The 21,115-nt window shown below is 73.7% G+C and carries 10 protein-coding genes; 2 read left to right on the forward strand and 8 right to left on the reverse strand.

Annotated elements, in window-relative coordinates:
• Positions 1-223: 223 nt before the first annotated feature.
• Together ACF1A5_RS23825 and ACF1A5_RS23830 are read left to right on the forward strand one after the other, a co-directional pair.
• Positions 224-2,365, forward strand: a complete 2,142-nt coding sequence (locus ACF1A5_RS23825) for an MMPL family transporter (RefSeq protein ID WP_392194879.1) — start codon at positions 224-226, stop codon at positions 2,363-2,365.
• 113 nt (positions 2,366-2,478) lie between these two features.
• Complete coding sequence (locus tag ACF1A5_RS23830; protein ID WP_392194880.1) at positions 2,479-4,446, forward strand: ABC1 kinase family protein; 1,968 nt, start codon at positions 2,479-2,481, stop codon at positions 4,444-4,446.
• A gap of 73 nt (positions 4,447-4,519) precedes the next feature.
• Here the strand turns inward: ACF1A5_RS23830 and ACF1A5_RS23835 are convergent, their stop codons facing one another.
• From ACF1A5_RS23835 to ACF1A5_RS23870, 8 genes are all read right to left on the reverse strand, one after another.
• Positions 4,520-5,761 carry a cytochrome P450 gene (locus ACF1A5_RS23835; protein ID WP_392194881.1) on the reverse strand — a complete coding sequence of 414 codons (1,242 nt, stop codon included), beginning with the start codon at positions 5,759-5,761 and terminating at the stop codon, positions 4,520-4,522.
• Between the two features lie 37 nt (positions 5,762-5,798).
• On the reverse strand, positions 5,799-6,461 hold the full coding sequence (locus tag ACF1A5_RS23840; protein ID WP_392194882.1) for a hypothetical protein: 663 nt from the start codon (positions 6,459-6,461) through the stop codon (positions 5,799-5,801).
• Position 6,462: 1 nt separating this feature from the next.
• The gene (locus ACF1A5_RS23845) at positions 6,463-7,011 is read right to left on the reverse strand and encodes a DUF3995 domain-containing protein (protein WP_392194883.1); all 549 of its coding nucleotides are present in this window, start codon (positions 7,009-7,011) and stop codon (positions 6,463-6,465) included.
• A gap of 43 nt (positions 7,012-7,054) precedes the next feature.
• The gene (locus ACF1A5_RS23850; RefSeq protein WP_392194884.1) at positions 7,055-7,909 is read right to left on the reverse strand and encodes a tryptophan 2,3-dioxygenase family protein; all 855 of its coding nucleotides are present in this window, start codon (positions 7,907-7,909) and stop codon (positions 7,055-7,057) included.
• A 27-nt stretch (positions 7,910-7,936) separates the two neighbouring features.
• Positions 7,937-8,761: an ABC transporter permease gene (locus tag ACF1A5_RS23855; RefSeq protein WP_392194885.1), complete on the reverse strand. Its 825-nt coding sequence runs from the start codon at positions 8,759-8,761 to the stop codon at positions 7,937-7,939.
• Complete coding sequence (locus ACF1A5_RS23860) at positions 8,758-9,819, reverse strand: ATP-binding cassette domain-containing protein (RefSeq protein WP_392194886.1); 1,062 nt, start codon at positions 9,817-9,819, stop codon at positions 8,758-8,760. The genes ACF1A5_RS23855 and ACF1A5_RS23860 overlap by 4 nt, the downstream gene beginning before the upstream one ends.
• A gap of 10 nt (positions 9,820-9,829) precedes the next feature.
• Positions 9,830-16,906, reverse strand: a complete 7,077-nt coding sequence (locus ACF1A5_RS23865) for an amino acid adenylation domain-containing protein (RefSeq protein WP_392194887.1) — start codon at positions 16,904-16,906, stop codon at positions 9,830-9,832.
• The coding region (locus ACF1A5_RS23870; RefSeq protein ID WP_392194888.1) for an amino acid adenylation domain-containing protein at positions 16,903-21,115 on the reverse strand (4,213 nt) is incomplete at its 5' end. The genes ACF1A5_RS23870 and ACF1A5_RS23865, both read right to left, overlap by 4 nt.

Genomic DNA, 21,115 nt, shown 5'->3' on the forward strand with positions numbered 1-21,115 from the left:
GCCCGCGCCCATGGCAGCAACCTGCCAAGGATCCGGATCGGGACGTCCGCGCTTCCTACACTCGCCGAAACCCCCCACCCCGACGCACCGGTCGGCGACCCGGCAGGGCGACCGGCTGCCCCCGTGCCGACTCCCACCGGGTCCGCACGCCGCCGCCCTCCCCTGCCCCAAGTCCCCGAAGTCCCCGGAACGCCCGGGATTTCCACGTTCACGAAGGAGTCTCATGTTCGGACGGATCGGACGGGCAGCCGTCCTCCGGCCCTGGGTGACCATCTCGGCCTGGATCGTCGCGGCGGTGGCGCTGGCCGTTCTCGCCCCCCAGCTGAAGTCCACCAGCGACCAGGCCGACTTCCTGCCCTCCCACTACGAGTCGGTGCAGGCCGCCAAGGTCCAGGAGCGGGCCTTCCCCCAGCACGAGCAGCCGGCGGCCGTCGCGGTGTTCCAGCGGGCCGACGGGCAGAAACTGACCGCCGCGGACCGGACCGAGGTCGCCGAGATCACCTCCCGCCTCCAGGGACTGGGCATCGACCGCATCAAGCGCGTCGAGACCAGCCCGCAGGCGGTCTCCCCCAACGGGAGGATCGCGCTCGCCAGTGTGGTCGCCACCGTCAAGGACCCCTACGACCCCGGTCTGATGAAGTCGGTCGGGAAGCTGCGCGAGCAGGCCCGGCCGATGCTCCAGGGAACCGGTCTGAAGCTCGGCGTCACCGGTCAGGCGGCCAGCGCGCTGGACTCCAAGGAGGCGTCCGGCGACACCGACTCCATGATCATGTCGGCCACGCTGGTCCTCATCGTCGTCCTGCTGCTGCTCATCTTCCGCAGCCCGCTCATCGCGGTGCTCCCGGTGCTGATCATCGGCCTGGCCTTCATGGTCGCCACCGGGCTGATCTCCACGGCGGCGGAGATCGGGGGCCTCAAGGCCGACAGTTCCATCTCCGCCATCCTGATCGTGGTCCTGTTCGGCGTCGGCACCGACTACATCCTCTTCCTGCTCTTCCGCCACCGTGAGCAGCTGCGTTCCGGGCAGGCCCCCAAGCAGGCCATGATCACCGCGGTCTCGCTGGTCGGCGAGACCATAGCCTCCGCGGCCGGCGCGGTCATCGTCGCCTTCCTGGCCCTGCTGCTGTCCACCATGGGCATGCTCCGCACGATGGGCCCCTCGCTCGCGATCTCGGTGGCGGTCGCCCTGCTCGCCGGCCTCACCCTGGTGCCCGCCGTCTTCTCGCTGCTCGGCACCAAGGCGTACTGGCCGTCCAAGTCCTGGCGCAAACAGCCGAAGAACGCCGTCGCGGGCCGGGTCGGCCGGCTCGCCGCGCGCCGCCCCGGCGCCGTCGCGGCCGTCACCGGCGGGCTGCTGGCGGTGCTGGCCGGCGGAGTGCTCGGATTCCGCGCGGAGTTCGACACCACCAGCTCGCTGCCGCAGCACCTGGAGTCCGTGCAGGCCATGCGGGACATGCAGCGCGGGTTCCCGGCCGGCGAGACCGATCCGACCACCGTCTACCTGGAGAAGTCCGGCGGCCCCGCCCTGACCGAGGGGCAGCTGGACGCCTACGGCGCCGCGCTGGGCAAGGTCGACGGGGTGGGCCAGGTCTCCCCCGCGGTGCTCGCCGGCGACGGGCGGGTCGCCCGGTACAGCGTCGTCCTGGACCACAAGCCCACCGGGGAGAAGGCCATCGGCGTGGTCGCCGGGCCGCTCAGGGACACCGCCCACCGGGCCGCGCCCGAGGGCACGAGGGCGCTGGTCGGCGGCACCACGGCGGTGCTCGGGGACATCGAGAACGCGGTGAACCACGACTACAAGGTGGTCTTCCCGGCCGCCGGCGTCGCCATCATGCTGATCCTCGGTCTGCTGCTGCGCAGCGTGGTCGCGCCGCTGTACCTGATGGTCTCCGTCGCGCTCGGCTTCGGCGCCACGCTCGGCGCCACCGTCTGGCTGTTCCAGAACAGCCAGGGCAAGGACGGGCTGCTGTTCACGCTGCCGGTCATCGTCTACCTCTTCGTGGTGGCGATCGGCACGGACTACAACATCCTGATGGTGGCCCGGCTGCGCGAGGAGATCGAGCAGGGCCGCCCTCCCCGGGAGGCCGCGGCCCGGGCCGTCGCCCGGTGCGTGCCCACCATCGGCGCCGCGTCGGTGATCCTGGCCGGCACCTTCGGCGTCCTGATGCTGGCGGAGAACTCCATGCTCCAGCAGATGGGCTTCGCGGTGGCCTTCGGCATCCTGCTGTCCGCCTTCGTCATGGCGATGCTGCTGGTGCCCGCCCTGACCACCCTGCTCGGCCGGCGCGCCTGGTGGCCCGGGCTGCGCCCGGCCGCCGCCACGGAGCCGGTCCCCGTCCGGGACGACGACCGAACGCTCGTGTGACCGATGTGACCTGTGCGAGAGGAGGGCGCCGTCCGGTCCCCGCCACCCCCGAGTCCTGTCGTCGAACTGTGTGACGACGGGCCCGGCGGCGAGGGCCGGACGGCGCGTGTTCCATGGAGCTCACCCTTTTCCTGTTCATCGCCGCCCTCACCCTCGTCCTCACCGTGGCGCTCCTCTCCATCGGCGCCCGGCGCCTGCTCGGCCTCAGGATCGGCAAGGTGCGGGCCGCCCTCACCGGTCTGGTGGCCATGGGGGCCAGCGGCCTGATCGGCGCGGCGATGGGCGACGCCCGCCGTACCCCCCTGGTCTCGGTGCAGATCGGGCTGACCGTGCTGGTCGCGGTGGGCTTCCTCGCCCTCTCCGAGGCGGTGGTGCCCTCCGGTTCGCTGTCCGGGGTGGTGCGCTGGCCGCAGGCGGTGCGCCGCCGGGTGGCCCGCACCCGCCGGTACGGCCAGCTGAGCCGGATCGCGATGCGGCACGGGCTGGGCAGCGCGCTGCGCGGCCGGGGCCGCGGCGGTCCCGAGGCGGCGGTGGCGCGCGGCCGGCTGGCGGTCCGGCTGCGTCTGGCCCTGGAGGAGGCCGGCGCCACCTTCGTCAAGCTCGGCCAGGTCCTGTCCACCCGGTACGACCTGCTGCCGGGCGAGTTCGTGGCGGAACTCACCAAGCTCCAGCACCAGGTGGCGGCGGAGCCCTGGGACCAGGTGCGGCAGGTGCTCGCCGACGAGCTGGGCCGGGAGGTGGACGCCTGCTTCGCCGCGTTCGACCCGGTGCCGCTGGCGGCGGGGTCCATCGCCCAGGTGCACCGGGCGCGGCTCGCCACCGGCGAGGAGGTGGTGGTCAAGGTGCAGCGGCCCGGCGCCCGTGACGTGGTGGACCGGGACCTGGACATCCTGTTCCGGATGAGCCGCAAGGTGGAGGAACACACCGCGTGGGGGCGGGACATGGGGGCCGTGGAGCTGGCGGAGGGCTTCGCTGCCTCGCTCAACGAGGAGCTGGACTTCCGGATCGAGGCGCGCAACATGGCCACGGTCCGGGCCGCGGGCAACCGTCCCGGGACGGTCTCCACGGTCCGGATGCCGCTGGTGCACGAGGAGTTGTGCAGCAGGCGGGTGCTGGTGCTGGAGTGGCTGACCGGCACCCCGCTGAACGCCGCGGGCGCCGTCATCGACGAACGCGGCCTGGACCGGACCGAGTTGGCCCGGCAGCTCCTGGAGTGCGTGCTCGAGCAGATCATGATCGGCGGGGTGTTCCACGCGGACCCGCACCCCGGCAACATCATGCTGCTCGACGACGGCAAGCTCGGCCTGCTCGACTTCGGCTCGGTGGGCCGGATCGACCGGGTGCTGCGGGCCGCGCTCGGCAACCTGCTGCTCGCCATCCACCGCAGCGACCCCGTGGCGCTCTCCGACGCGCTCCTCGAACTGGTGGACCGGCGCGAGGACGTCGACGAGGTGCGCCTGGAGCGGGCGCTGGGCCGGTTCATGGCCCGCCATCTCACCCCGGGCGTGCGGCCCGACCGGGAGATGTTCGCCGATCTTTTCCTGCTGGTGGCCCGGCACGGGCTGACGGTGCCTCCGGAGATCGCCGCGACCTTCCGCGCCCTGGCGACCCTGGAGGGGGCCATGGAGCAGCTGGTTCCGGGCTTCGACATCGTCGCCGAGGCGCGCGCCTTCGCCGCTGACCAGCTGGAGCGCAAGCTCAACCCGCGGTCGGTGGGCCGCGTGCTCGCGGAGGAGGCGCTCGCGCTGGCGCCGATGCTGCGCCGGCTGCCGCGCCGGATCGAGCGGATCACCAACTCGCTGGAGCACGGGCGGCTGGGCGTCCAGGTCCGGCTGCTCGCGGACGAACGGGACCGCCGTTTCGTACGCTCCCTCGTGCACGACGCGCTGCTGGCGTTCCTCGGCGGGATCACCGCCCTGGTCGGCGTGCTGCTGCTGGGCACCCGCAACGGCCCGCGGCTCGGACCGTCGCTCACGCTGTACCAACTGCTCGGCTACAACGTGCTGGTGGTCAGCTCGGTGCTGGTGATCCGGGTGGTGTTCACCGTCTTCCGGGCCCAGCGACGGCTCCCGGGACGCTGAGCCGCGGGGAAGCACGGCAGGGCCTCGCGGGGGTGCCGCCTGCCCGGGAGGCCGCATAGGCCTCCCGGGGCCCTCAGGCTGCCGTGAACGCCACCGGTGCGCTGCTGTAGCCGTAGAGGAAGTTGGAGTACACGCGCTCGGCCGGGCCCCGGGTCTCCACGGTGCCGACCATGTCGCGCAGGGCGTCGAGAAGTGCCTTGAGCTCCTCGCGGCCGAGGAACGCGCCGAGGCAGAAGTGCGGGCCGAAGCCGAAGGTGACGTGCTTGTTGGGGGTGCGGCCCAGGTCGTAGCGGCGCGGGTCGGCGAAGACGCTCTCGTCGAAGTTGGCCGAGGTGTTCCACAGCGTGACGACGTCGCCCGCCGGCACGGTGCGGCCGCCGATCTCGACGTCCACCAGGGCGCGGCGGCCGAAGTGCATGGCCGGGGTGGTCCAGCGCAGCACCTCCTCGGTGGCGCTGTCCACGCCGACCTCGCCCGCCTTGAACGCCCGCCACTGGTCGGGGTGTTCGACGAATCCGAGGACCGCCCCGATGGAGGCCATCCGGCTCGACTCGTCGCCGCCGATGATGAGGCTGTAGCAGTTGAGGACGATCTCCTCCTCGGTGAGCGGCCTGCCCTCGATCTCGCCGGTGGCCAGTGCGCTGATGACGTCGTCGCCGGGGTTCCTGCGGCGGCTGCGCGCCAGGTCGGAGAAGTAGAGCAGGATCTCGTTGCGGGCGAGCCAGGCGTCCTCGGGGGTTCCCTCGCTGCTGTCGGCGCTCAGCACCTGCTTGTTCCAGTCGAGCAGCGGCTGCCGGTCCTGCGGGGGCACGGCCATCAGGTCGCAGATGGTGCCCATCGGGATGTGCTCGGCGATCGCCTCCGCGTAGTCGAAGCCGTCGCGCTCCAGTGCCTGCGCGAGCAGGTCCCGGGTGCGGATCCGCACCTGCTCGACCACATGGCGCAGGGCCCGCGGCGAGAACGACTTCAGCATCAGGTTGCGGATGGCGCGGTGGCGGGCCCCGTCGCTGACGGCGAGCATCTTCCCGGCCGCGGAGTCGCCGCCCTGCAGCAGGGTGGCGAGCACGTTGCCGCGCTCGGAGGTGAACCGGGCGTTGTCCTTGTAGACGGCCAGCACGTCCTCGTAGCGGGTGAGCGCCCAGAAACCGGGCCGGCCCGGGGTGGGCCGGTGGTGGTGGACGGGCCGTTCGGTTCGGAACCGCTGCCACAGGTCGTGCAGTTCGCCGGGGCTGCCGGTGACGAAGGTCCTGGGGTCGGTGAGGTCCACGGCGTCCAGGTCGCCGTGGGTGGCCCGGACGGTGTCGGTCGTCGTCATGTCCGCTCTCAGTGTCGGTCCCGCGGGGTCCGCGGGTTCACGGGTTCGGTGCGCGCGTGCCGGGCGGCGACTCGGCGCGCCGCCGGATGCCGTGCAGCCACTCGCGGCGGACGAGTCCGCTGGGCAGCCGGATGAGCATCCAGTAGCGGGCGAACCGGCGCCGGGCCGCCTCGTCGGTGCTGAGCACCCGCGTCTCGGTGCTGAGCCGTCCCCCGACGACGCGGAAGTCGAAGGCGACCTTGTAGTGGCCGGGGCGGTCGAAGTCGGTGAAGGACCGGGCGACCGGCGCGGCCAGGCGGGCGGGCCCCTTGGGTTCCTCGGTGGCCACCACCGCCCCCACCACGAGCTGGTGCGCGTCGCGGTGCAGTTCGGTGAAGCCGCCGCTCGTCATGGAGCCCAGGAAGGGCTCGTCGGCCCTGTCGCGCCGAGTGCCGAGGGAGCCGGCCAGCATCAGCGCGTGGAAGAGGGGCACGTCCCTCCAGCGGGTCTCGTCGACCGCCCGCAGCACCCGGGCCCCGGGCGCGCGCACCGCGACCGCGTGCCGCTCCCGGTGGTCCCAGCGCGGCAGCAGCCGGTCCAGGGCCCGCTCGGCCGGACCGTCCCCGTCCCCTTCCCCGTCGTTCCCGGGGCCGTGCGGGGCGGCCGCGCCCTCCCCGTCGTCCACGCCGTCCCTGCCGTGCGTGGCGTGCGTGTCGTCCATGTCAGTCGCTCCCGTCGGGGGCCGGCGCGGGCTGCCGGGTGCGCCGCTGGAAGGCCAGTGCCAGCACGGTGAACAGCAGCCCGCCGAGCATCCAGTAGGGCTCGTAGACGAGCACGCTGAAGCGGTCCTCGCCGGTCAGCGGCTTGTCCCGCTGTCCGGCGAGGAAGACCGCCAGGTCGACCATGGCGGGCGCGGCGTGGAAGACCATCAGCAGGGCGCAGCCCCAGGCCCCGGACAGCACCAGGCGGCGCGGGAAGTACAGGCCCCAGAGCTGCACCAGGGCGAGGGCGAGGGCCGCCCCTCCGAGGTTCATCGGAATGGCGATCAGGTCGATCACGAACAATGGCGTGTTGTCGACCAGGGACTCGCCCGGTGGCAGCCCGAAGGTCCCGCCCAGGGCCCAGTAGGTGTGGAACGCCGCGAACACGACCATCCACGCGCACGCGGTGAAGGCCGTTCTGCGCTGCCAGGCCGCCGCGGGCGGGATGCGGCGGGCCCGCTCGGTGGCGCGGGCGGGGATGCGGTGCTCGGCAGCGGGTGTGCTTTCCATGACGTTCCAATCGGGGCTGGACGGTGGTTCCGTCGGATGCCGGTCAGGCGGACAGCTCGGATCCATACCCCATCGGGCAGCCGTAGACGGTTTCCGCCCCATCGGATTCGGCCTCCCGCGCGTCGGCGGCGGTGGCGTGCACGTGACTGCGGGCCGCGTGGAGTTCGGGGAAGAACCACTTGTCCAGAGTGGTGCGCAGGAACTCCGATCCCGAACTGCCGCCGCTGCCGGGCCGGGTGCCGAGGGTACGGACGACCAGCAGCCAGTGCTGGTAGCGCCACCGGTGGAACAGGGCGTCGTACTCCAGCAGGTCCTCGGCGGTCTCCCGCAGTTCGTCCTCGGGCCGGCCGGGTGCGAAGAGCTGCTCGGGAGCGAGGCCGCGGCGCTGGAGCACCTGGGTGAACACGTCGTTCAGGTTGGCCTCGTGAAAGCGGCTCAGCAGCCGTTCCCGCTCCTCGGTGGTGGCGCCGGGCAGGTTCAGGTAACGGCGGTCGCGCAGCCCGGAGATCATCTCCAGCTCGCGGAACTGCACCGACTGGAAGCCGCTGGACTCCCCCAGCACGCCGCGGAACTCGTCGAACCCGGCCGGGGTCATGGTGCCGAGCATGTCGAGGTGGCCGAGCCACAGCGAGGTCATCCGGGTCACACGGCGCAGCCCCCGCCGGGCCCGGCCGAACCGCTCCTCGCGCAGCGCGTCGCGCACGCTCTCCAGCTCGTGCAGCGCGCAGTTGAACCAGAGTTCTATGGCCTGGTGGGTGATGATGAAGAGGACCTCGTCATGGGCGTCGGTGCGGGGACGCTGGAGCGTCAGCAGTCCGGGGACCTCCAGGTACGAGCCGTAGGAGAGCGGTTCGGCGGGCGCGGTCTGCGTCAGGGGTTCGGCGACGGTGTCGGTCATGGGATGGGTCCCCTCGGTGTGCGACGCTCAACGAGCGGCGGCGGTACGGTACTTGCGGATGGCCAGCGGGGCGACGACCGCGAGGATCAGCGCCATCCAGGCCAGGCTGAGCGCGACGGGGTGGTCGCCCGGGAAGGAGTGGCCGGTGGTCGCGGCGGGGTTGCCCCACAGGTCGCGGCAGGCGCCGACCACGCTGCTCAGCGGGTTCCACTCGGCCGCCACGGTCAGCCAGTGCGGCAGCCCGGTGAGCGGGATGAAGGCGTTGGACAGGAACAGCACCGGCATCAGCAGCAGCGACGGCACGGACGAGGCGGTCGCCGGGTCTCCGAGCGAGAGCCCGATGAGCGCGCCCAGCCAGGCCATCGTGAATCCGAACAGCAGCAGGATGCCGAAGCCGGCGAGGACGCTCGGCGCGTTCTCGTGGGTGCGCCATCCGATGCCGACGCCGACCGCGGCCATGGCGACGCAACTGAGGGCGCGCAGCACGGTGTCGCCGAGGGTGCGGCCGACCAGGACGGCCGCGCCCGACATGGGCAGGGAGCGGAAGCGGTCGACGAGCCCGTTGCGCAGGTCCTCGACGGCGCCGACCGCGGTGCCGGGGACGGCGCTCATGACGCCCTGGACGAAGATGCCGGCCATGATGAACTCGGCGTAGTCGCCGTGCGGCACCTCGATGACGCTGCCGAACAGCACCCCGAAGAGCAGGACGAAGATCATCGGCAGCAGCACGGCGTTGACCAGCCGGCCCGGCGCCCGCCGCAGGTGCCGCAGATGGCGCTCGAGGCAGATCATCCCGTCGTTCAGTGCGGCCCACGGCCCGTCGCCGTGTGCCACCCGTGTCATTGCGCTCATGCCGCGCTCCACTCCTCGCTGCGGTGTCCGGACCCGTCCGCGCTCTCGTCCGCGGCCCGGTCGCCGGTGGTGTCCTCGGCCCCCGCGCCGGGGGCGTCCCCCTGGGTCTCCTCCGCGGGCCGGCCGGTGCGTCCGGTGAGGCTGAGGAAGACGTCGTCGAGGGAGGGGCGGCGGACGGCGAAGTCCGTCACGGCCACTCCGTCGGCCCGCAGGGCGACCGCCGCCTCGGCGATGTCGTGCAGGCCGCCGTCCAGCGGCACCGACAGCACCCGGCCGTCGTCGCCGGCCAGCGGGGCCGCGCCCACCGCGCGGGTGAGCGCGGCGGTCGCGGCGGGCTGCTGGGCCGGGTCGGCGAGCCCCACCTCCAGGCGCTCGCCGCCGACCCTGCGCTTCAGCTCGTCCGAGGTGCCCTCGGCGATCACCCGGCCGGAGTCGACCACCACGATCCGGTCGGCCAGTTCGTCGGCCTCCTCGAGGTACTGGGTGGTGAGCAGCACGGTCACGCCCGCCGCGACCTGCTCGCGGATCAGCGCCCACAGGTCGAGCCGGCTGGCCGGGTCGAGCCCGGTGGTCGGCTCGTCGAGGAAGAGGACGGAGGGCCGGGCGACCAGGCTGACCGCCAGGTCCAGCCGGCGGCGCATACCGCCGGAGTAGGTGCCCGCGGGCCGGTCGGCCGCCTCGGTCAGGCCGAACCGGTCCAGCAGTTCGGCCGCTCGCTGCCGGGCCCCGGCGCGGGTCAGCCGCTGCAGCATGCCGACCATGCGCAGGTTCTCGGCGCCGGTGAGCTGCTCGTCGACGGCCGCGTACTGGCCGGTGAGGCCGATCGCCCGCTGCACCTGGCGGCGTTCGCGGACCACGTCGTACCCGGCCACGCGGGCAGTGCCCGCGTCGGGTTCGAGCAGGGTCGCCAGGATGCGGACGGTGGTGGTCTTGCCCGCGCCGTTGGGCCCGAGCACCCCGAGCACGGTGCCGGCCGGGACCGCAAGGTCGACGCCGCGCAGGGCCTCGTGGTCGCCGTACCGCTTGCGCAGTCCCTCCGTGTGTATCGCCAGCTCCACAGTTCGCTCCTCACTCACCGCGGACTCGGTCCGCGAGCACTCGGCCGATCTCGGCGATCGGCCCGGGACGGGTCATCTCGTCGTGGGCGCAGGCGACTTCGTGGATCTCCAGCCGCCCGGTCACATGGGCCTGCCAGGACTCGGCGCGCGGTGCGTCCGCGTCGCGGCCCTCGGTGGCGAGGAAGTACAGGACGTCGCCGCGGTGCACGCCGGGCCGCAGCGCGTCGCCGAGGACCTGGTTGTTGGCGGCGACCCGTTCGATCGCCGCCACGTGCCGGGCCCGCAGGCCGGCGAGCCCGGTCTCGCCCTCGCCGAGCAGCCGGGCCACGGCCGCGTGGTCGAGGGGGGCGCTCTCGTCGGCGGGCGCGCGGCCGGTCAGCCCGGCGAGCCCGCGCAGGAAGCCGTCGCCGCCGTGCTCCACGTGCTTGCGCCCGGTCGGGTACGCGTCGAGCAGCGCGAGCAGAGCGACCTCCTCCCCCTCGGCCTGGAGCCGGGTGGCCATCAGGTGGGCCACCAGACCGCCGAAGGACCAGCCGAGGAGGTGGTACGGGCCGTGCGGCTGCACCTTCCTGATGTGGGCCAGGTAGTCGTCGGCCATCTCCTCGGCGTTCCGCGGGAGCCGGTCCCCTCCGGTCAGCCCCCGTGCCTGCAGCGCGTAGACCGGGCGGTCGCGCTCCAGGGCCGGCACGAGCCCTGAGTAGACCCAGCCGACGCCGAGCCCGGGGTGCACGCAGAACAGCGGCGGCAGATCGCCACCGGCCCGCAGCGGCAGCAGCACCTCCAGGGCGTCGTCCAGGGTGTCGTGGCCGAGCCGCCCGGCGAGCCGGGCGACCGTCGGCGCCTCGAACACGGTGCGCACGGTCAGTTCGCTGCCGAGCGCCTCCCGGATCCGTCCGGCGAGCCGCATGATCAGCAGGGAGTGGCCGCCCAGGTCGAAGAAGTCGTCGTCGATGCCGACCCGGTCCACCCCGAGCACCTCGGCGAACAGCCGGCACAGCAGCTCCTCGCGCTCGGAGCGGGGTGCCCGGTAGGCCTGGGAGGAGGTGAACTCCGGTGCGGGCAGGGTGCGTACGTCGAGCTTGCCGTTGTGCGTCAGCGGCAGCGCGTCGAGAGCCACGAACGCGGCGGGCACCATGTACTCCGGCAGCGCGCCGGCGACCAGTGTCCGCAGCTCGTCCGCTCCGGGTACGGCGTCCCCGGTGACGTAGGCGACCAGGCGCCGGTCGCCCGGGGTGTCCTCGCGCGGCACCACGGCGGCCCGGGTGACGCCCGGGTGCCCGGCCAGCACGGACTCGATCTCCCCGGTCTCGATGCGGAAGCCGCGCAGCTTGACCTGCCCGTCGCCGCGGCCCGCGTACACGAGCCGGCCCTCGTCGTCCCAGTACGCCAGGTCACCGGTGCGGTACATGCGCGTCCCGGCCGGTCCGTACGGGTCGGCGACGAAGCGTTCGGCGGTGAGCGCGGCCCGGTCGAGGTAGCCGCGGGCCAGGCTCGCCCCGGCGATGTACAGCTCGCCGCGCACACGGGGCGGAACCGGGCGCAGCCACGCGTCGAGGACGTAGGCCCGGGTGTTGGCGAACGGCCGGCCGATGGGCACGGGCCCGGCGGGCAGGGGCTGTCCCGGTTCGATGCGGTACTGCGCGCAGTTGACGGTGGCCTCGGTGGGTCCGTACACGTTGACCACAGTGGTTCCGGGCCGGCGGGACCGGAATCCGGCGAGTGCCTCACCGGTCAACGCCTCGCCGCCGAGGAGGAGTTCACCGGTCGGGGTGTGGGCGTCGGGTGCCGTCGCGAGCAGCGGCAGGTGGCTCGGGGTCGCCTTCAGGAACGTGACGGCGGTGCCGGGTGCCGGTTCGTCGTCGAGTGCGCCCAGGCGGACCTGGCCGCCGGTGACGAGCGGGGTGTAGAGGGCGGTCACGGTCAGGTCGAAGGTGACCGGGGAGTGCAGCAGCGCGGTCCCCGCGGCGCTCGGGTACTCGGCCGCCGTCCAGCTCAGGTAGTCGGTGACCGAGCGGTGTTCGACCACGACACCCTTGGGGCGGCCGGTCGAGCCGGAGGTGTAGATGACGTAGGCGGGGTGGGCCGGGGAGAGCGGGGCGGCGCGGTCCGCGTCGGTGAGGTCGGCGCCGTCCCGCGCGGCCAGGTCCCGGAGGGTCTCCGGGGTGTCGAGCAGCAGCGGGGCGGGACCGGCGGGCAGGCCGGCCGCCACGGCCGTCTCGCTCAGTACCAGCACGGGCGCGGCGTCGGCCAGTACGAACCGGGTGCGCTCGGCCGGGTGGTCCGGGTCGAGCGGCAGGTAGGCGGCGCCGGACTTCAGCACCGCGAGCAGCGCGACCACCAGGCCGGCCGAGCGGGGCAGTGCGATCGCCACCACCCGCTCGGGTCCGGCGCCGTGGGCCACCAGGAGCCGGGCGAGCCGGTTGGCGCGGGTGTTCAGCTCCTCGTAGGAGAGCGTCTCCTCGGCGGCGGCGAGCGCGGTGGCGCGCGGGGTGCGCCGGACCTGCGCCTCGAACAGCGCGGGCAGCGGTACCTCCGGCGTCTCGCGGGTGCCGCCGTCGCCGTGGGCGAGCAGCCGCGTCCGCTCCGCGGGGGTGAGCACGTCCAGGGTGGCGACCGGCGCGTCGGGCCGATCGGTGGCCGCGGTGAGCAGCGTGTCCAGCCGCCCGGCGAGGCGCTCGGCCGTGACCCGGTCGAACAGCTCGGTGTGGAACTGGAGCACGCCGTCGACACCGGCGGGCGTACCGGCGGAGTCGAACCGTTCGCCCAGGTGGAGGGCCAGGTCGAACTTGGCCACGTCCGACTCGGCGGCGTACGGGGCGGTGGTGACGCCGTCGAGCCGGAAGTCGGCCTCGGCGTTGTTGTGCACCGACAGCAGCACCTGGAACAGGGGGTGGCGGGCCAGTGACCTGGCCGGGTTCAGCACCTCCACCAGCCGCTCGAACGGCAGGTCCTGGTGGGCGTAGGCGGCGAGGTCGGTCTCCCGGACCCGGGCCACCAGTTCCCGGAAGGTGGGCGTGCCGGAGGTGTCGGTGCGCAGTACCAGCGTGTTGACGAAGAAGCCCACGAGGTCGTCGAGGGCGTCGTCGGTGCGTCCGGCTACCGGGGTGCCGACGGGGATGTCGGTGCCCGCGCCCTCCGCGGTGAGGACGGCGGCGAAGCCCGCCTGGAGCACCATGAACATGCTGGCACGGGTCTCGTGGGCGAGCCGGGCGAGCCGGGCGTGCAGCCGCGCGTCCAGGGTGAAGCGGACTCCGGCGCCGCGGTTGCCGAGCACCGCGGGGCGCGGCCGGTCCAGCGGCAGTTCGAGCTGGTCGGGCAGGCCGGCCAGGGTGTGCTTCCAGTGGGCGATCTGCCGCGCGGCGACGCTGCGCGGGTCCTGCTCGTCGCCGAGCACCCGGCGCTGCCACAGCGCGTAGTCCGCGTACTGCACGGGCAGCGGGGCGAGTTCCGGTGCGCCGCCGGCCCGACGGGCCGCGTAGGCGGCGGCGAAGTCGCGGGCGAGCGGGGCCATCGACCAGCCGTCGGTGGCGATGTGGTGGACCACCAGCAGCAGGACGTGTTCCGCGGTCCCGGTGGTGAACAGGCTGGCCCGCAGGGGCACTTCGGTGGTCAGGTCGAATCCGCGGGCGGCCTCGGCGGCGAGCAGCGGGCCGAGTTCGGCCTCGGTGGCGGTGGTGAAGGTGAACGCGGTGCGGGTCCGGCCGGCGGGGAGCACCTGCTGGCGGGGCTCGCCGTCGGTCGCGGGGAAGACGGTGCGCAGGGTCTCGTGGCGTTCCGCGACGTCGGCGAGCGCCGCGTCGAGGGCGGCCCGGTCGACGGGGCCGTGCAGCCGTACGGCCAGCGGGATGTTGTACGTGGCGCTCGGCCCCTCCATACGGTTGAGGAACCACAGCCGTCGCTGGGCGAAGGACAGCGGCACCGCCTCGGGCCGGTCCGCGGCCCGCAGCGGGGGCCGGGCACCGCCGGCCGCGGCGACCCGTTCGGCCAGCTCCGCGGGTGTCGGCGCCTCGAACAGGGCCCGGATGGCGAGCTCCACGCCGAGGTCCGTGCGGACCCGGCTGACCAGGCGGGTGGCGAGCAGGGAGTGGCCGCCCAGGGCGAAGAAGCTGTCGTCGACGCCGACCGTCTCCAGCCCCAGGACCTCGGCGAAGAGGGCGCACAGCGCCTCCTCCTCCGCCGTCTCGGGGGCCCGGCCCGTGGTGGAGCCGGCGAGCTCCGGGGCGGGCAGCGCCTTGCGGTCGACCTTGCCGTTGGGGGTCAGCGGGAACTCGTCGAGGACGACGGTGGCGGAGGGCACCATGAACTCCGGCAGCACCGCCGCGACATGCTCGCGCAGCGCCTCGGCCCGCGCCTGCCGTCCCGGTGCCGGGACCACGTAGGCGACGACCCGCTTGTCGCCGGGCTCGTCCTCGCGGACGACGACCACGGCGTGGCCGACGCTCTCGTGCAGGCCGAGCACGGACTCGATCTCGCCGAGTTCGATGCGGAAGCCGCGGACCTTGACCTGGTGGTCGGCGCGCCCGGCGAACTCCAGCCGGCCGTCGGCCCGCCACCGCCCGAGGTCACCGGAGCGGTACAGGCGGGAGCCGGGCGGGCCGAAGGGGTCGGCGACGAACCGCTGCGCGGTGAGGCCGGGCCGGTCGTGGTAGCCGCGGGCCAGCCCGGGCCCGGCGATGTACATCTCGCCGACCGCGCCGGGCGGCACCGGGCGCAGCCAGCGGTCCAGCACGTACACGCGGGAGTTGACGAAGGGGCGGCCGATGGGCGGGGTGCCGCCGACGCCGAGCGGGCCGCTCATGGTGGCGCCGACGGTGGTCTCGGTGGGGCCGTAGCCGTTGAGGAGGCGGCGGCCGGGGGCCCAGCGGGCGACCAGCTCGGGGGTGCAGGCGTCGCCGGTGGAGACCAGGGTGGCCCCGGCGAGGACGTCGTCGCCGGCCGGGAGCGAGGCGAGCGCGACCGGGGGCAGGGTGGCGTGGGTGACCCGGTGCCTGCGGACCAGGGCGGCGAGCGGGTCGCCGGGCAGCAGGTCGTCGGCGGAGCCGAGGACCAGCGCGGCGCCGGAGAGCAGGCCCATCGCGATGTCCCAGAAGCCCGCGTCGAAGCTCACCGACGCGAACTGGAGCACCCGGCTGCCGGGTCCCGCCTGTACGGCGTCGGCCTGGGTGGCGACCAGGCTGGCCAGGCCGTGGTGCGGGACCACGACGCCCTTGGGGCGGCCGGTGGAGCCCGAGGTGTAGATGACGTACATCGGGTGGGCGGTGGTCAGCGGTGTGAGCCGTTCGCCGTCCGTGATGTCGCTGTCGTCGCGGGCCGCGAGGGCGGCGGCGGTGCCGGGCTCGTCGAGGATCAGCCGCGGCACGTCCGGCGCGGTGTCCGCGAGCGGTCCGGCGGCGGCCGCGGTGGTGACCAGCAGGGTGGGCCGGGCGTCGGCCATCATGAAGGAGAGCCGGTCGACGGGGTACTCGGGGTCGAGCGGCAGATAGCCGGCGCCCGCCTTGAGCACCGCCCACAGCGCGGTGACGAGTTCCACCGAGCGGGGCACGGACACGGCGACGAACTGCTCGGGGCCGACGCCGAGTTCGATGAGCCGGCGGGCCAGCCGGTTGGAGCGGGCGTCCAGTTCGGCGTAGGTGACGGTGGTGTCGCCGAAGAGCAGCGCGGGCGCGTCGGGTGTCTCGGCGACCCGGGCCCGGAACAGCTCCGGGAGGGTCGCCGGGGTGACGGCGCGGCCGCTGTCGTTGAACTCGTCGAGCAGGCGCCGGCGTTCCGCCGGGGCGAGCACGTCGAGTCGGCCGACGGGCCGGCCGGGATCGGCGACGACGGCCGTGAACAGCCGTACCAGCCGGTCGAGTACGGCCCGTGCGGCGGCCTCGTCGAACAGGTCGGGGGCGTAGCACAGCCGCAGGTGCAGGTCGTCGCCCATCAGGCCGGCGGCGAGGTTGAGCGGGTAGTGCGCGCCGTCGCGGCCGTCGACGCCGCTGAACCGGACGCCGTCGACCTCCAGTTCCTCGGTGGTCGGGTCGACGGGGTAGTTCTGGTAGACGAGCGTGGTGTCGAACAGCTCCTGGTGGCCGGAGAGCTGCTGCACGTCGGTGAGCCGGACGTGCTGGTGGGCGAGGAGCTCGGCCTGTTCGGCCTGGATCCGGGTGAGCGCGTCCACGAGCGGCTCCCCGGGACGGAACCGGACGCGTACCGGCAGGGTGTTGATGAACAGCCCGACCATGGTGTCGACGCCGGGGATCTCCGGCGGCCGGCCCGAGACTATGGCGCCGAAGACGACGTCGTCGCGGCCGGTGAGGGCGGACAGCAGCAGCCCCCAGACGCCCTGGACGACGGTGTTGACGGTGAGCGAGCGGCTGCGGGCGAAGGCCAGCAGGGCGGCCGTGATCTCCGGCGGCACCTCGTGGCGCAGCCAGCCGGGCCGGACCAGTTCCCGGCCCCGGTGCACCGGGGCGACCAGGGTCGGCTCGTCGATGCCGTCGAGCGCGGCGCGCCACGCCTCGCGGGCGGTGTCCGCGTTCTGGGCGGCGAGCCAGGCGAGGTAGTCGCGGTACGGGGTGACCGGGCGCAGCACGGCGGCGTCGCCCTTGCTCCCGTACAGCTCGAACAGCTCCCGCACCAGGACCGGCACGGACCAGCCGTCCATCAGGATGTGGTGCTTGGTCAGCATCAGCCGGAAGCGGCCGGGGGCGAGCCGGAAGACGGTGAACCGCAGCAGCGGCGGGCGGGTGAGGTCGAAGCCCCGGGCCCGGTCCTCGTCGGCGTGCCGGGCGAGTTCGGCCTCCTGCTTGTCCTCGTCCAGGGCGCTCAGGTCGATCTGCGTCCAGGGCACCTTGACCTGGCTGTGCACCAGCTGCACCGGCTCGGTGGACCGGTCGTGGCGGAAGCCGACCCGCAGGTTCGCGTGCCGCTTCAGCAGCGCCCGCGCGGCCAGGCGCAGGGCGCGGGCGTCCAGGGGCCCTTCGAGGTCGAGGAGGAGCTGGTGGACGTAGAGGTCCGGTCCGTCCTCGTCGTACAGGGCCTGGAACAGCATGCCCTCCTGCAGTGGCGACAGCGGGAGGACGTCCTCGATTGCGGACTTGCTCACTTGGCCATCTCCCATTCGTCCGAGAAGTCGTCCTCGTCGTCCTCGTCGTCCCAGTCGTCCGGGGCGACCGGCCCGGCCCCCGAGGTGAAGGCGTCGAGCTCGTCCTGACTGAGCCGGACCAGGGACAGGTCCGACGGGGTGAGTCCGCCGATGCCGGCGTGCTCGGCGTGGGCCGCGAGGGCCCGCACGGCGCGCGAGAAGCAGGCGGTGAGGTCGCGTACGTCCTGCTCGCGCAGCAGGGTCTGCGGCCAGGACCAGACGAGCAGCAGGCGCGGCCCGTCCGGGTGGTCCTCGGTCATGGCGTTCACGCCGAGGGCGTGGGTCAGCGGGGTCTCCGGGTCGGGCCGGCCGCCGGACAGGTCGGCGCCGCCCACCATCTCCGCGTCGGCGACCGGCGTCCAGGGCGCCGCCTCGCCGGTGCCCGCCGGGGCGGACCGGCCCAGGTAGTTAAAGCTGATCTGGGGTCCGGGCAGACCGTCGAGCACGTCCCGGGTGCGGTGGTTGAGATGGCGCAGCAGGCCGAAGCCCAGTCCGTGGTCGGGCAGGGCGCGCAGCTGCTCCTTGACCCGCTTGAGCGCCTCGCCGACGGCCGGGCCGCCGCTCTCCAGTCCGGCCGGGTCGCACCCGCCCGGGTCCAGCCTGACCGGGTGCAGGCTGGTGAACCAGCCGACGGTGCGGGAGAGGTCCACGCCGTCGACGACGTCCTCGCGGCCGTGGCCCTCCAGGTCGACGAGGACCGCTGTCTCGTCGTCCTCGCCACGGCGGGCCCGCCAGTCGGCCACCGCCAGGGCCAGCGCGGTCAGCAGGACGTCGTTGACGCCGGCGTGGTACGCGGCGGGCAGCGAGGTCAGCAGCGGGGCGACGTGCTCGGCGGGTTCGGTCGTGGTCAGGAAGCACATGGTGGCGAACACGTCCTGACCGGGGTCGAGCGGACGGTCGCCGAGCAGCGCGTCCGGCTCCTCCAGGGTGGCCTCCCACAGCGGGAGTTCGGCCTCGCGCTCCGGGGTGTGGGCGAGTTCCAGCAGGTGCTGGGCCCAGCGCCGGAACGAGGTGCCGGTCGGCTGGAGTGCGGGCTCCTTCCCCGCGGCGAGCGCCTCGCAGGCGGCGGCGAGGTCCGGGACGAGGATCTGCCAGGACACGTTGTCGACGACCAGGTGGTGGGCGACGAGCAGCAGCCGGCCGCTCCGTCCCGGCCCGGCGTCGAACCAGACCGCCTGGAGCATCACCCCGGCGTCGGGGTCGATCCGCCCCCAGGCGGCCTCGCTCTCCCGCGAGGTGAGCGCGCGCAGCTCCGCGGCGTCCAGGCCCGCCGCGTCCACCCGCAGCACCCGGTCCACGGCGTCGACGGTGCCGCGCTCCGGCACCTCCAGCCGCCACCGCCCGGTCTCCCGGATCAGCCGGGTGCGCAGGGCGTCGTGGTGGTCGAGGAGCGTGCGCAGGGCGGCGGTGAGCCGGTCCTCGGTGAGGTCCGCCGGGGCCTGGAGCAGCATGGACTGGTTGAACCGGCCGATGGGGCCGCCGCGTTGGCGCAGCCAGTGGACGGCCGGGGTGAGCGGCACGTCACCGATCCCGAGGTCCGGGCCCTCGCCGACGACCTGATCCAGGCTGCCCGCGACGGCGGCGAGCGCGGCCACGGTGCGGTGCTCGAAGACCTGCCGGGGGGTGATGACGAGTCCGGCCTGGCGGGCGCGGCTGACGAGCTGGATGGACATGATGCTGTCGCCGCCGAGGTCGAAGAAGCTGTCGTCGACGCCGACCGAGGTCAGGTTCAGCAGCTCGCGGTAGATCCGGCTGAGGGCCTCCTCCCGCTCGGTGCCGGCCTGCCGTGCGCCGGGGGTGGTGGACAGGTCGGGGGCGGGCAGGGCCTTGCGGTCCAGCTTGCCGTTGGGCGTCTGCGGGAAGGCGTCGAGTACGACGACCGCTGCCGGGACCATGTAGTCGGGCAGGGACTCTCCGACATACGCGCGCAACCGCGCCGGGTCGGCGCTGTGGTGCGGGCGGGGGACGACGTAGGCGGCGAGCTGCTTGAGGCCAGGGGTGTCCTCGCGGACGAGGACGGTGACCTGGCCGACACTCTCGTGGCGGGCCAACACGGCCTCGATCTCGCCCAGTTCGATACGGAACCCGCGGATCTTGACCTGGTCGTCGGCCCGTCCCACATACTCCAGCTGACCGTCGGCCCGCCAGCGCACGAGGTCGCCCGTGCGATACATCCGCTCACCGGGTGCACCGAAGGGCGCGGCGACGAACCGCTCGGCGGTCAGAGCGGGCCGGCCCAGGTAGCCGCGGGCCAGCGAAGCGCCCGCGACATAGAGCTCGCCGGTCACGCCCGGCGGGACGGGACGCAGGCGGGCGTCGAGGACGTAGAGGCGGGAGTTGTAGACCGGCCGGCCGATCGGCGGGGCCTCGCCCGCGCCGAGCGCGCCGCTCATCGACGCGCAGACGGTGGTCTCCGTCGGCCCGTAGGCGTTGACCAGGCTCCGCCCCGCCGACCAGCGGGTGACGACCTCACCCGAGAGCGCCTCACCGGCGGAGACCAGCGTGCCCCCGGGCAGCAGCTCGTCCGTGGCGTCCATCGCGGCCAGCACCACCGGCGGCAGCGTGGCATGAGTGACACCGTGCGCCTTCAAAGTCTCGGCGAGGGGTTCGCCCGGCTGGAGGCCGTCCGCGCCCGCCACCACGACCGCGGCCCCGGACAGCAGGCCCATGCACAGCTCCCAGAACGTCGCGTCGAAACTCGGCGACGCGAACTGGAGCACCCGGCTGCCCGGACCCACCCCCAGCCGCTCCGCCTGCGTGGCCAGCAGACTCGCCACACCCCCGTGCGAGACGACCACGCCCTTGGGACGCCCCGTCGAACCCGACGTGTAGATGACATAGGCGGGGTTGGCGGGTGCGACCCGGACCTGCGGGGCGCTCTCCGGCCGGTCGGTCAGGTCGAGGGTGTCCAGCAGGACGGGCTGTACGGCTTCAGGGAGGCGGTCGGCGGTCTCGGTGGTCGCCAGCACCAGGGCCGGGCGTGCGTCGTCGAGCATGTACGCGATCCGCTCCGCCGGATAGGCGGGATCCACCGGCAGATACGCGCCGCCCGCCTTCCACACCGCCACCACGGCCACCACCAGCTCCTCGGTGGACCGCGGCAGCGTCAGCGCGACCAGCGACTCCGCACCGATCCCACACGCCCGCAGCTCCTGCGCCAACCGGTCGGCCCGCCCGTCCAGTTCGGCCGCCGACAACGTCCCCGCGGCGGAGATCACCGCGGGCGCCCCCGGGTCCGCCGCCACCCGGCGCGCGAACAGCTCCGGCACGGTGGCGGGCTCCAGGGGGCGAGCCGATTCGTTCCAGTCGGTCAGGACGAGCCGGCGCTCCCCGTCGTCCAGGATGTCGACGGAGCCGATCGGGGCATCCGGTGCCGCGATCACGGCGGTGAGCAGCCGCAGCAGGCGGTCGACCAGGCGCTCGACCGTGGCGTGGTCGAACAGTTCGCTGCTGTACTCGACCAGGCCGTCCATCCCACCGGTCGAGCGTTCCCCGAACTCCAGGCCCAGGTCGAACTTGGCGGCGCCCGTGCCAACGGGCAGGGTGGCGGTGTCCAGCCCGGGGAGGCGGAGTTCGGCGGCGGCCGTGTTCTGCAGCACCAGCATCACCTGGAACAGGGGATGCCGCGCCTGGGAACGGTCCGGCGCGACCGCGTCCACCACCCGCTCGAACGGCACGTCCTGATGCGCGTAGGCAGCCAGGTCCCACTCCCGCACCCGCCCGAGCAGTTCACGGAAGCTCGGATCCCCCGACACATCCGTGCGCAGCACCAGCGTGTTCACGAAGAACCCGACCAGATCGTCCAGCGCCTCGTCCTGACGCCCCGCGATCGCACCCCCCAGCGGAACGTCCTCACCCGCACCCAACCGCGACAACAACGCCGCCAGACCCGCCTGCAACACCATGAACAACGTCGCCCGGGAGCCCCGGGCCAGGGAGACGAGGCCCTGGTGCAGGGTGGGATCGACGGTGAAGGTGAACATGCCGCCGCGGTGGCCGGCCACGGCGGGGCGGGGACGGTCGGTCGGCAGCTCCAGCAGATCCGGAGCCCCCGCCAGAGCGGCCCTCCAGAACTCCAACTGCTGTGAGACCAGACTCTCGCCGTCACTCTCCTCACCCAGCAGCTCCCGCTGCCACAGGCTGTAATCCGCGTACTGCACCGGCAGCGCC

Source organism: Streptomyces sp. NPDC014864, assembly GCF_043081525.1.
Taxonomy (GTDB): Bacteria; Actinomycetota; Actinomycetes; order Streptomycetales; family Streptomycetaceae; genus Streptomyces.

Coding starts and splice junctions, on each gene's coding strand:
- ACF1A5_RS23825 (WP_392194879.1), top strand. CDS start 224: ATGTTCGGACGGATCGGACGGGCAGCCGTCCTCCGGCCCTGGGTGACC.
- ACF1A5_RS23830 (WP_392194880.1), top strand. CDS start 2,479: ATGGAGCTCACCCTTTTCCTGTTCATCGCCGCCCTCACCCTCGTCCTC.
- ACF1A5_RS23835 (WP_392194881.1), bottom strand. CDS start 5,761: ATGACGACGACCGACACCGTCCGGGCCACCCACGGCGACCTGGACGCC.
- ACF1A5_RS23840 (WP_392194882.1), bottom strand. CDS start 6,461: ATGGACGACACGCACGCCACGCACGGCAGGGACGGCGTGGACGACGGG.
- ACF1A5_RS23845 (WP_392194883.1), bottom strand. CDS start 7,011: ATGGAAAGCACACCCGCTGCCGAGCACCGCATCCCCGCCCGCGCCACC.
- ACF1A5_RS23850 (WP_392194884.1), bottom strand. CDS start 7,909: ATGACCGACACCGTCGCCGAACCCCTGACGCAGACCGCGCCCGCCGAA.
- ACF1A5_RS23855 (WP_392194885.1), bottom strand. CDS start 8,761: ATGAGCGCAATGACACGGGTGGCACACGGCGACGGGCCGTGGGCCGCA.